Origin of the sequence: Dialister sp. (assembly GCF_047832375.1) — a bacterium.
Taxonomy (GTDB): Bacteria; Bacillota; Negativicutes; order Veillonellales; family Dialisteraceae; genus Dialister.
In genome coordinates this window covers 277,338-289,621 of sequence record NZ_CP181256.1, presented here as the reverse complement: position 1 = coordinate 289,621, position 12,284 = coordinate 277,338, and the positions used below count along the sequence as shown (strand labels likewise).

The following is a 12,284-nucleotide window of genomic DNA, read 5'->3' as shown; positions in this document are numbered from 1 at the left end:
CACTACGGCACTTACCGCCGCTCGAGATGACGAGTGAGTGTAGAGTCAGTGGGGAAAGTGTTGAAGCGGTAATCACTCTTCATAAGGCGGCGCTATATGAATTGTGCGCCGCCACCTCCCCCCTCAGTCACCTCAGCCACTTAAGCCACTTCAGCCCCAGCCGCAAGCTCCTTCCCCTCTTCCATCTACCGTCTATTTTCTATTGTCTTTGCGGCAAAGACGCTGAACAGCAAAAATCCCCTTTATTCCACCACAAAAACTCCTGATTCATCCCAATGCCGATGCAGAGTGGGGCCTGTACCATCTTCTTCCGTGCTTCGGCCAGGGGTAACCGCAATGCGGGATGTCTGTGTCGTCAGGGAAGAGCGAAGTGGTCAAACGGCTGCTCATGATTTCTGACAGGTCTTTCCTCAGGAGTTTCTGTGTGATTGTGTTGTTGTGCAGGGACTAACGACAGAGCTGCTTCCGGTCTAGATCTAGATCTAGGTCTAGGCCTTTAGCCGCTTCGCGGCCGATTTCTTTTCAGCGCGCTGGAGGGGCAGAATCATATGAAGACGTCCTTTCTCCCTTTTCCGGTCCCATGGGCTGAGTACCCCCGGCAGGGGAGAAATTCCATCCGGCCTTTCCGCCTCTCACCTGTATAGTCCAAAACGAAGTAAAATTGTCCCATCTGATTTGGGGACAAAAATGGTGTACACAGCTTCGAGCTCTTAACTTTAAGCTTAAGCCAGTCCAGCCCTGTGGGTAAATGAGATCGAGATTGAGGCCGAGATTGAGGGAATTCGCCTGCGGCGCTGCCATCACCATCTCTCAGCCCGGTGGGCAGCTCTCTTCAGAGAAGAGAGCCTACAGCTGAGGCAATTGCACGATTTTTTTGCAGAGTCTTCAGGATTCCAACTGCGGCATAGCCGCTAAATACAATATAAAAGGCGGCGCTACATGATTTGCGCCGCTATCTTTGCGGCAACGCCGCTGACCAGCTCAAGGCTCAAGGCAAAAGGCTCAAGGCCCCGCCGGTTCGCACGCACGGCTTACCATGGCAAAACAAAAAACACCAACAAGACCCGGTGTCCGTAAAATGCAGGAATTTGTCCAGTGAATCAGGCGCCGGCGTAAGGTCAGAAACCGAAGTTTCCCCAAAAGCCGAACTAGTCGTCAAAGAGGCAAAAGCATGAGCTATCAGAAAGTCCTTGGGTCTTATGGTGTTGTGTGTTTCATTGTCCGTTATACGGATTGTGGCAAGGTAGCCAGTGACTAGATCTAGTGGCTAGTCGATTCGCCGCCGTCGCGGCTATCCGCCTAGACCTGGATCTAGACCTGGACCTGGATCCTCGCCATCCTCCATGGCCATTGAGGGAGGGACTTCCAAAGGCGGTACCGATGTCCGTTGGATTCCCGGGGGTTCTTTCCACAGCGCGCACTCAGGAAAACGGGGAATCCACTTTTCAACCCGCGGGCCTTTTTCATCCCTCTACTATATACATACCGCGAACTTCGATTTTGTGAACATGGAAAGTGAAATTTTTTCAAATTGATTGAAAAGTAAGTGCCCTCATGCAGGTAATAGATTGAGATCGAGGTCGAGATCGAGGAAATTGCTTTCCGCTATCCGCTATCAGCTTACCGTTTGCTGTTTCCTGCATGTTGACGAATATATAAAATTAGCGGCGCTATATGAATTGTGCGCCGCTACATTCACTCCTCACTCCTAACTCCTCACTCCTCACTTTTCCCTCCGCCACTGTCACACTGTCTTACTAACCTATTATCTCCAAATAAAAACCTCGCAGGAACGTTTTCCCATTCCTGCGAGATTTTATCATCAGATTCCCAGTGCCTCTTCTGCGGTAGCCGGCATGTCCGGCAGGGGCTGTTTGAACCATTTTTCATGGAGCTCATTCAGCGTTCCTTTCTGTTTCAGGTCCGCAATGGCTTTGTTTACCTGCTGCTGCAGTTCCTTGTTGTCCTTGTTGAAGCCGAAGGCAAAGTACTGGACCTTGGAGTCCGGCACGTCCACCACCCGGAACTGGTCTTTCCCGTCGGTGGCCACGAAATAGTCCGCCGCCGGTTTGTCGAGGATACCGGCCACGGCACCGCCGGCTTTAAGTTCCATGACGATGTCAGAAGAGTGGTCAAAGTTTCTCGTATGCATGCCCTTGTCCTGGGCGTAGTAGGCCGCTGTGGTCCCTACCTGCACGGCGATTTCCTGTCCATTGGTCATGTCATCTACGGAATGGATATTGCTGTCCGCCCGGGTCACCACGGCCAGCTTCGTTTCATAGAAGGGCGCTGCAAAGAGAATCTTCTGTGCCCTTTCTCTGGTCGCTGTCATGCCGGAGGCGGTCATGTCCACTTCCTTGGACTGGAGGGAGGGAATGAGTCCATCAAAGGCGATGTTCCGGAATTCCACGTCCTTCCCCATTTCCTTGGCCACTGCCCGGACCACATCGATTTCATAACCCGTGTAGTCGGAGCCGTCCTTTGTCTTGAATTCGAAGGGCACGTAGGTGGCATTGGTGGCCACTTTCAGCACATTCTTATTGGCAGAAGAGGCAGCGGCCTTCTTCTCCCCGCCGCATCCGGCCATCATTCCTGCCGCCAGCATCATGGCAGCCCCCAGAAGTATTCCCTTTTTCCACAGTTTCATCAGAGCACCTCATTTTTATGCAATTTATACAAATTATTGCAATAAGTTAGCAACCCCCATTTCAAATGGGGGTTTATTTATAACCCCTCCGGGGATATGATACTGGCACCTGCCATTGGCAGGTCTAGCAAATGCCCTGATACTGACTTACCGCCTAAAGGCGGCTATTCTTAATTGCTTATTTGCTTAAGTCCATTTGATCACTATTCTCCTGCTCGCGAATGTAATTTTGGATTGTCTCTTCATTCACATTCCCGACGGTGGACACATAGTATCCTCTTGCCCAGAGATGCCTTTCTCCCCATCTTGCACGGAGTTCCGGGTGGTTATCGAACACTATCAGCGCACTTTTCCCTTTCAAATATGCAGCAACTTCTGATACCGAAAGTTTTGGCGGGATTGCAATATACATATGAACGTGGTCAATGCAGACTGCGCCACCCAAGAGCTGGACTTTCTTCATCTCACACAACTTTCTAAGAATATCGATTAATTCCAAACGAATTTTGCTATACAGAATTTTCTTGCGATATTTTGGAATAAATACAATGTGATACGTGCAATTCCATCTCGTATGAGATATACTTTGGTTATCCATCTTGGATACCTCCTGTGTTTTATAAAGCGGATTTGCTAGACCCACTTTATTCTAACATAGGAGGTTTTTTGGTACTTTGGGTAACGCTACGGCTCCGCCGGTTCCCCCGTCTCAGACGGGGGTTTAGTATTTGGGGCAATTATACATTATAGTCAGGCGTTTGTCTATATGGAATAGGGGAATGCTGTCAGCAAAGGACCATTTACTATGCGTCCTGTGCGGGTGATGGGGCTAAAGATGACAGGCTATTATCTTTGACGTCCGGCAAGCAGGTTATGCTCTCCACTTTGCTGCGATCACTGAAACAGAGCCTGATGTGTCCCAGCCATCTGGCGGCAGACCTACCTTATGCCCCTGGCGCGGCAGCGCCCACAACCCGGTGAACGAGCGCAGCGATGTTCACCCACCACCTTTAGCCCCATGCGCCTCGCCTGAAGCAGTATACAATAACAAAAGAGCTGCGAAACAGAAAATCCCATTTCACAGCTCTTTACAGGCAAAATCACAGTTTATTTAATCGTAACGCCCTTGGTATCTTTGATGAAGAAGAGCACATTCAGTGCTGCCGCCAGATAGACGCAGGACAGGAGAACGAAGGCCGCATTGAAGCCATGGGCCTGGGCCAGGGCACCGATGATGGCCGGTGCAAAGCCGCCCACAGCGCGGCCGGTATTGAAGATAAAGTTCTGGGCCGTAGAGCGGGCATCGGTGGTATAGTTTTCAGAAAGGAGGGTACCATAGCCTGCCATCATGCCATTGCAGAAGAATCCCAGGAATGCACCGCCAAAGAGGAGGGCAATCGGCGTTCCGAGGTTTACATAGATATAAACCATGGCGGCGGCGCAGACGTAGAAAATGAGGTAAGGAATCTTCCGTCCCAGCCGGTCGCAGAGGTAACCGAATACGTAAATCCCGGCGATCATCCCCACAACGGTGACGATCATCCAGCCGGACATGGATTTCGTGGTGAGGCCGTGTTCCTTCAGAAGAATCATGGGCAGCCATACCATGATGCCGTAGTAACCGAAGTTCTGGACGCTGGTCATGATGGTGAGGGACACGGTGGTCAGCGTCTTGGATGGGCTGTCAAAAAGATGGGCCAGCGGGAATTTCTTCGCTTCCGTCAGTTCCGCTTCCTCTTCCGCCGTCAGCTGTTCCCCATTCGCTTTTCTGGCAAGAAGGGCTTTCTTCATTTCCTTACGCTTTACCCACATAGGCGGTTCCTTCAGGCCGTGACGGGCCCAGGCAGCCAGCAGCGCCGGTACCACACCCACCAGGAAGAGGCCTCTCCACCCGTAATCCGGGAGGACGAAAGCCGCCAGGATGGCCGCCAGCACAGCCCCTGCCTGCCAGCCCATGGCCACCCCTGCCGTAGCACGGGCACGCTTGGCGGCCGGCCAGGTTTCAGAAACAAGGGTCATACCGATACCGTATTCCCCGCCAAGGCCAAGGCCCGCCAGGAAACGGAGGATATCCAGATGGGTCACGTTATCCGCAAAGGCACAGGCGCCGGTGAAAATGGAGAAAATAATGATGGTCAGGGAAAAGGTATGGACCCGGCCAAAGTAGTCGGCAAAGATACCGAAGAGGTAACCGCCCAGTACCGTACCAATCAGTGTGTAGGTGGCGATAAGTCCCCCTTCCCCCAGGGACAGCCCAAACTCACTGACAATGGCCGCCATGGCAAAGGACAGGATCAGCACATCCAGCCCGTCCATGGCATAGCCGATGATGGAAGCCCACATGATCTTCCAACGCTCTTTCCGGGTGACCCCGGTTTCTTCAAATTCCTGTTCTTCCAAAGATTTTTCTGACATAGTTCCCCCTCTTAGAGATACGCACAAAAAACTCCTAAAAAACTCCCATGCCGATTCCGGCACAAATTGTTTTATTATACAATAGCTTTACATTCTTGAAAAGGGGATTTTGCAGAAAAATTTGTAAATCTATGAACCACAAGTGATATTGTCTCAAGTAACCACAAATGAAAATGTCCCAGTCATGGTATAATCTCATCACAATCTTAACGCAAGTGATGGGAGGAATTTTTATCAGAAAGGTTGAATTAACGATGGACGAGCAGTTCAAATATGAAACAATCAAATCTCTTGTTAATCATCCAGATGGCAACAAGCTCGCAGCAGCTGTCCGGCTGGGGTGCACTGTCCGCACCGTGAACCGGTTAATCCTGCGCTATCGTCAGGAAGGTAAAGCAGCATTTGTCCACGAGAACAGGGGTAGACAGCCCGTAACAACACTTCCAGCCTCACTCAGAGAAAAAATTGTGGCCCTTTACCAGAATGAGTACTATGGCGCCAATTTTACCCACTTTACCGAACTTCTGGACAGACATGAGAATATCCATGTCTCCGTTTCCTCTGTAGCCTCCATTCTTGAGGCAGCCTTTATTCTCTCTCCTAAGGCTACACGGGCCAAAAGAAAACGGATCAGGAGAAAATTGGAAGCAATGAAAAGCAACACGAAATCCAAGAAAAAGCAGATGGAAATACAAGTCAATCTTGTGGCTGCTGAAGATGCCCACAGCCGGCGTCCACGGCATGCTTACTTTGGGGAACAGCTGCAGGGTGATGCCACTCCATATGAATGGGTTCCCGGGAAGATCTGGCATCTCCACCTCTTCATTGATGATGCCACTGGCATCGTGACTGGCGGCTATTTTGACACCCAGGAGACCCTGAACGGCTATTACCATGTCCTCTGGCAGACTCTCAAAGATTACGGAATCCCTGTGGAAATCTTCACGGATAAACGCACTGTGTTCATTTACAAACAAAAAGGATCCCCGTCCATCGACGAGGATACCTATACGCAGTTCGGTTACGCTTGCAGGCAACTGGGGATACACCTTGAGTCAAGCAGCGTACCACAGGCCAAAGGCCGGGTTGAGCGGCTCAATGAGACGCTGCAGTCGCGCCTGCCGATTGAGCTGAGACAGGCAGGCATCACGACTATTGCAGACGCCAATGAATTCCTCAAGTCCTACCTAAAAGAATTCAATGCGAAGTTTGCACTTCCCCCCAATAGTACCAAATCAGCTTTTGTGACGCAACCGTCAGATGAGAGGATCAACCTGATACTGGCTGTACTTACAGGCCGTACGGTAGACAGAGGCCACTGCATCCGTTTCCAGCGTCAGTACTATCGTATGCTTGATTCAGAAGGCCATCAGGTGCATTATGCCAGCGGAACCAAAGTACTAGTCATACGGGCTTTCAACGGCGAACTCTACTGCAGTGTTAACGATACCAGTATCTACGCGCTGGAAGCCATCCCTTTGCGCCAGAAGAAATCTCCTGAGCTTGATGCTGACTATACCAAACCAAAGCCTCAGAAACACTGGATTCCACCGATGAGTCACCCATGGAAGCAGGCATCTTTCCGTCATTACGTCCTTACAAGACCGCATCATTCCAGACAAGATCCAGAAGAACTTGCATCGCGTAACATATTTTAGTAACATACTGGCCTAACCACTCAAAATAGCCCCACTATTGCGGGGCTATTAAATGACAATTCTCGGGACATTTTCAAAAATGCTTGACAGGGGATTTTGCAGAAAAATTTGTAAATCAGGCCTATAGAGGACCCGCCGAATATATCATCCGTGGCACTATATCATTTGTACACCACCTTTCCCCTAGCTGCAGGCCATTTCCCCTGAGCCGCCTCGCGAAGCATTACCCTTCCCACTTTCCACGCAATATAGGATTATGAATTCTCTGTAACCCCTGTCTACAGACCCCTATTTTTTTCTTTCTGTTTCTCCTCCACTCCATGACTTATAATGTAAGCAGATAACCTTCGAATATTACCCAAAACAGAAAGGAACACGCCATGATTGCATCCAACGGAAAAAGCAGTCCCATCATCCACCCAAGGGCCCATGTATTTGAAACAGCCGATGTCATCGGAAATGTGACGGTCGGTGAATTTGCAAGCATCTGGTACCATGCCACGGTCCGGGGTGACAAGGCCATCACCATCGGGGACTACACCAATGTACAGGACAATACGGTGATTCATGGAGAAAGCTATGAATGCCACATCGGAAACTTTGTGACCATCGGCCACAGTGCCCTTCTTCACTGCTGCCGGGTCGAAGACAACTGCCTTATCGGCATGGGCGCCTGCGTACTGGACCAGTCGGTCATCGGTGAAGGCTCGATCGTAGCTACCGGTGCCCTGGTCACCAAAGGTACCATCGTGCCGCCCCACTCCCTCATCATGGGCCGTCCCGCCAAAGTCGTCAAACAGCTGGACGAAAAAACGGTCGAAAAGATCCACCTCCAGGCTGTCCGCTATAAAACCTTGTGGACCGAAGAATACGGCCTCCTTCCCGATGCCGATGGAGAACGGTATGACAAAGACCGGATCTTCTCCTGATCACGGTCCCCACTTACCCCTTTGCTGTTACCTTTAGCAGATACGTAAAAAGCCCCTTAAACGGCAAGCCGTTCAAGGGGCTTTTTCTATGAGCCATTTCATGAAAAGTCATAGAAAATCAGATCCGCTAAAGAAATCATTGCTTTCTTATCTTCTCTTGGCTGCCCATTTCATGGCATAGTAACCAATGGCTGTATAGAGACCAATAATAGAAAGATGGGCCAGCAGAAAGAATCCCAGTGTCACCGGAGGCCGCTGGAGCTGGGAGGCCGGCACCAGAAGGATACGGCTTCCCAGATTGTAAAGGAAGGAACTGTAAACGCCAAATGCCGCAATCAGAAGTGCCGCTCCCTTCCATACCCATGAGGGTACCCGGCTGCTCTTACCGAATATTGCCCGTTTCATGCGAGGCCACAGGAACTGCCAGTGAATCCCAAGATGAAGCCCCATCACAAAAATCATGATAAATCCGGCTACTCGATGGAGCCGATGAACCCACAGGGGCTGCCTCATACCAAAAGGAAGGACAAACTGTGAAAACGACAATCCACTCACCATGATCGTCAGGAAAAGGAGAATCAGCACTCCATCGATGGCGGTCATCAGTTTCCGCTGCCGGTTCCATCGCCCCCGGGAAAGAGCAGCATACCAGGACCGATTCCAGATGGTATGGATAATAACGAGGATAGTAAAGAGAATCGCCAGTGTCTCATGCCCAGGCACATGGACCCATCGCAGGTCAAGAAGAAGGAGAAACACAAAAAGCATGACCGTATCAAGAACCATTCTCTTATTCATAGCATTTTTTCCCTTTCCTCGTTTACCATTAATTTCTTATTATTTATATTATAACATGAAAGAAGATAAGCCGCTGAGAGAAAAACACGTCCTACAGTCAAAGGCAAAAGGTGCGCAGTAAAAAAGCTCCTCCCATATCCCAGGGAAGGAGCGTCCTGTGTCTTTTATTTTTTCCCTTTAATCAGCCCGCCCTGGACTTCCTGCACGTCGAAGACAGAAAGGAAAGCGGAGGGGTCGATGTGGTGCACCACCTGTTTCAGCTTCGTCACTTCCAACCGGGTCACCACGCAGTAGAGCACGTCCTTATCATCCTTCAGGTAGCCCCCCTGCCCGTGGATCCGGGTGACAGCCCTGCCCATGTCGTGGACAATGGCATCCGCCACGGCATCGTAATCCGTGGTGACGATGAAGATGCCTTTGGAAGAATCGAGACCCGTGGACACCGCATCGATCATGCGGGAGCAGATGAAGTAGGCAATGAGGGAATACATGGCGCTGTTCCAGCTGAATACGAATCCCGCCGCCCCCAGGATGAAGAGGTTGAAGAACATGATGATTTCCCCCACGGAAAAGGAAGACTTGTTATCCAGCCATATGGCCACGATTTCCGTGCCATCCGTGGAGCCGCCGCTCTTGATGACGATGCCTACGCCGATACCGATAATGATGCCGCCGAAAATGGTGGACAGGAAGGGATCCGTGGTGGCGGGCGTCAGCGTTTCGAAATAGGAAGAGCAGAAAGAGAGCACCACGATGGCAAAGGTCGCCGATGCCGCCAGCCCCGCCCCCAGGCGCTTGTACCCCAGGTAGAAAAAGGGCAGGTTCAGTACCACGATAAGCACAGAAAAAGGAATCCCCGTCACCGCCTGCACCAGCAGGGAAATACCGGTGACCCCGCCATCGATGATGTGGTTCGGGATAAGAAACAGGTTCAGCCCTGCAGAATAAATAATGGCCCCAATGGCCAGTCCCACGATTCGTTTGAAAAGGGACCAGAAATCGATCGTTCTTCCGGCTACTGTCATACAGCCTCCATAGTACAAAAAATCCGCGGGTACCCCGCGGAATCATTTCTGGCGGAAGGGATGGGATTCGAACCCATGAACCTCTCACGAAGTTAACGGTTTTCAAGACCGCCTCCTTCAACCGCTCGGACACCCTTCCATAACGATACCTATTATAGAGGAAAAGATAGAGGATTGTCAAATAGGATTGTCAGAAAGGCAGCGGCCTGACGGCTGTAGCGATTCTTAACTGCAGAGTCACTTAGCATACTGCCACCGGCCGAAATGACGGGGTTGGGTAGAGCAGGGTTTCAGCGAAACGGTTTCCGTAAAATGACTCTTTCCCTATAACGTCATCTCGAGCGGTGGCAAGGGAACTGGATTCGTAGGGAGCCGCAGGCGACTGAGAATCCAGTGACACGCTTCCCCTTGGGTGGCAAGCACCGAAGTGAGTGTACTCATAAGAATCGTATGTGAGAAAGAGTCGAGAGATCTCTCTGGTCTATGTCTATGAAGGCCCTACAATGAAAGATGAGAAATCCAGCGGCGAAGCCGCAGTCAGGTCTCATAAGGCGGCGCTATATAATTTCTGCGCCGCCACACCCCCCTCAGCCACCTTAACCACCTCAATCACTTCAGCCACCTTTCCTTTCCCCTCCAATCCATCCTGCGGCTTTGCCGCGGCCCTTCTCCAAGGGCCTGCATGATAGGGAAAGAGTTGAGAGTTGAGGTTCAGCAGCTTCGCCGCAAAAAGCTGCATGCTATTGGTCATCTCACATGTTAAGGAAATTGGCAAGCACGTTCCCCCTTGGAGAAGGGGGACGGCCAAAGGCCGGGGGATGGATCCGCCTCGCAGAGGCGGGACCTGCGTAGCAGGGGGCAAAAGCAGAATTGAGATTTGAGGAAAGAGAGTTGAGGCTCCGCGGCATTGCCGCATCCATCCTGCGGCTTTGCCGCGGCCTTTCTCTAAGGGGCTGCATGCTTTGGGATAGATTTGAGAAGCTTGAAACATAAGCTCCCGACAACAAGCTTACTTTTGGGGTAACTTTATAAAGCCCCTGGAAAATCTAATTTTTTTCGGGGTTATTCCCTCCTAAAGCTGTTGTATAATAACTTTAGGTTCTTTATGAACCGGACGTGGTTAACGGATTGCTGCTGTCAATCAACAACAGTTATCCCCTGCGAAGCAAGGTATTCAGCGAGTTGAGTCCTCGTCATTACCCTTTTAGCCTTTTTAGGCTTCTTCGCAGTCATGTAGCCGTCAGTTTTGTAAGGCTCGTCCTTACTTAAGATGTGCCAGATGGCAGTCAGGAACATCTTACAGATTGCGATGATGGCTTTCATGTAACCACGTCTGCTTTTTATACGGTTAAAGCGACTTGTAATTTCCGGGTGGTCTTTTGAACGTACAACTGATCTGGCAATATTAACCAGCAGCGGTTTCAAATATTTCCCTGCCCGGGATATTTTTCTGCCTTTTACCTTGTGGGCACTTGAATCGTGGCTCGGACATACACCTGCCCATGAACAAAGATGTCTGGCCGAAGGAAATACACTCATGTCCGGACCAATTTCTGCCAGCACCCGCATAGCGGTAAATGGGTCCCTGTCAAATCCTGGGACCGTCCTGATCAGCTCCAGCTGATGAGCATAGGGTTTCATTCTCTCTGCAACGTCCTGCTTGAGCACTGCTTCATCTTTCACAGTTCTGTCTAACCTGCTGAAGGCCACTTTGAGTTTGGACAAAGAAGATATATCTACAGATGATGCCTTTGCTACTGCCTCTTGGATAACAGGGATTGGCGTCTTGCATCGTTTTCCAATGAATGGGGCCACATTAAATTTCTCACCAGGATGATTAAGCATATAGTCAATGATTGATCTTGATGTCTTCCCAAATACATCTGAAAAAACAACATCAAGCTTGATGCCTTCCCCGGTTAAGCAATTCAGTATGCGGTTTTTCTCTCCAGTCATTGCATTATGAATTTTCTGGCAGTACCGGATTGTTGACCTCATGATTCTGAATTCTTTTGATGGAATAAAACTTGCAACCACACGTCCACTGGCATAGGATTTTGCAATCCATTTTGCATCAGCGGGATCACTCTTTTTACCTTTTAATGGTTTGGTGTACTTGGGATGAGACACAAGGGGATGTAATCCGGCTTCTTCCGCTGCATCATATATTGGATGCCAGTATTGTCCGGTAGACTCCATACATACATCATGACAGTTTTTGGAAATGATCCAATCAGTCATTTTCTTCAGGTCTTTGGGATACGTAGTAAACTGGGCGGTATAATATTTAACCGGACTGTCACTATTGTCATAGATAAAGACGGCTGCAAATACTGATTTCTTATGGACATCGAGCCCACAGCATATGGGATGAATATATTCATTTCTGTCACCAATTTCCATGCGTTCATGCATTGCATCTTTCCTCCTTTCTACAATAAGGATAAATAAAGAAGTAAAGGTGAATGTAGCGGACATTGACTGATCATTCTGAATCAATCGAGACGATTGTACAAAGATATAAGCTTACGGGCTCTATTGCCGGGCCAAAACCCGGCGGCACCAATTTTCAATTCCAAAGAATGATCTCCATATTTAATTGAACGGGGTAGTCGCTGCCACAGCTCCACCACTCAGCTCCACGGGTTTATGTAGTATATCCGCCCATCCACCATAAGTATGTACCCAAATAGGGGATAAAACCAATAGAAAGTGATGTTAGACAACTCCCGTTTCTTTGATATTCAGTGGCGCACCGCGCCCAATCTCTAATTGAGAGTTGAGAGTTGAGTTCCAGCGGCTTCGCCGCCAT

9 protein-coding genes and 1 tRNA gene are annotated in these 12,284 nt (G+C 49.9%); 2 read left to right on the top strand and 8 right to left on the bottom strand.

Going from position 1 to position 12,284, the window contains the following annotated elements; genetic code table 11:
- Nucleotides 1-1,822: 1,822 nt before the first annotated feature.
- From ACFWUL_RS01165 to ACFWUL_RS01155, 3 genes are all read right to left on the bottom strand, one after another.
- Nucleotides 1,823-2,647 (bottom strand): basic amino acid ABC transporter substrate-binding protein, encoded by an 825-nt coding sequence (locus ACFWUL_RS01165; RefSeq protein ID WP_416177557.1) that lies wholly within the window; start codon nucleotides 2,645-2,647, stop codon nucleotides 1,823-1,825.
- A 178-nt stretch (nucleotides 2,648-2,825) separates the two neighbouring features.
- Nucleotides 2,826-3,245, bottom strand: a complete 420-nt coding sequence (gene tnpA / locus ACFWUL_RS01160) for an IS200/IS605 family transposase (protein ID WP_416177556.1) — start codon at nucleotides 3,243-3,245, stop codon at nucleotides 2,826-2,828.
- 509 nt (nucleotides 3,246-3,754) lie between these two features.
- Nucleotides 3,755-5,062, bottom strand: coding sequence for an MFS transporter (locus tag ACFWUL_RS01155; RefSeq protein WP_297023142.1), 1,308 nt, complete (start codon nucleotides 5,060-5,062; stop codon nucleotides 3,755-3,757).
- Nucleotides 5,063-5,229: 167 nt separating this feature from the next.
- Here ACFWUL_RS01155 and ACFWUL_RS01150 point away from each other — a divergent pair, with 167 nt between their 5' ends.
- Together ACFWUL_RS01150 and ACFWUL_RS01145 are read left to right on the top strand one after the other, a co-directional pair.
- The gene (locus ACFWUL_RS01150; RefSeq protein WP_416176706.1) at nucleotides 5,230-6,720 is read left to right on the top strand and encodes an ISNCY family transposase; all 1,491 of its coding nucleotides are present in this window, start codon (nucleotides 5,230-5,232) and stop codon (nucleotides 6,718-6,720) included.
- A 380-nt stretch (nucleotides 6,721-7,100) separates the two neighbouring features.
- The gene (locus ACFWUL_RS01145) at nucleotides 7,101-7,649 is read left to right on the top strand and encodes a gamma carbonic anhydrase family protein (protein WP_416177555.1); all 549 of its coding nucleotides are present in this window, start codon (nucleotides 7,101-7,103) and stop codon (nucleotides 7,647-7,649) included.
- A gap of 147 nt (nucleotides 7,650-7,796) precedes the next feature.
- On the opposite strand, the gene ACFWUL_RS01140 is transcribed toward ACFWUL_RS01145, so the two are convergent.
- The 5 genes from ACFWUL_RS01140 to ACFWUL_RS01120 form a co-directional block, all read right to left on the bottom strand.
- Nucleotides 7,797-8,447, bottom strand: coding sequence for a DUF4405 domain-containing protein (locus ACFWUL_RS01140; protein ID WP_416177554.1), 651 nt, complete (start codon nucleotides 8,445-8,447; stop codon nucleotides 7,797-7,799).
- Nucleotides 8,448-8,611: 164 nt separating this feature from the next.
- Nucleotides 8,612-9,472 (bottom strand): YitT family protein, encoded by an 861-nt coding sequence (locus ACFWUL_RS01135; RefSeq protein WP_416177553.1) that lies wholly within the window; start codon nucleotides 9,470-9,472, stop codon nucleotides 8,612-8,614.
- 49 nt (nucleotides 9,473-9,521) lie between these two features.
- A tRNA-Ser gene (locus ACFWUL_RS01130) sits at nucleotides 9,522-9,611 on the bottom strand.
- Nucleotides 9,612-10,016: 405 nt separating this feature from the next.
- Nucleotides 10,017-10,247 (bottom strand): hypothetical protein, encoded by a 231-nt coding sequence (locus tag ACFWUL_RS01125; RefSeq protein ID WP_416177552.1) that lies wholly within the window; start codon nucleotides 10,245-10,247, stop codon nucleotides 10,017-10,019.
- Nucleotides 10,248-10,609: 362 nt separating this feature from the next.
- On the bottom strand, nucleotides 10,610-11,950 hold the full coding sequence (locus ACFWUL_RS01120) for an IS110 family transposase (RefSeq protein ID WP_416177053.1): 1,341 nt from the start codon (nucleotides 11,948-11,950) through the stop codon (nucleotides 10,610-10,612).
- Between the last annotated feature and the right edge of the window lie 334 nt (nucleotides 11,951-12,284).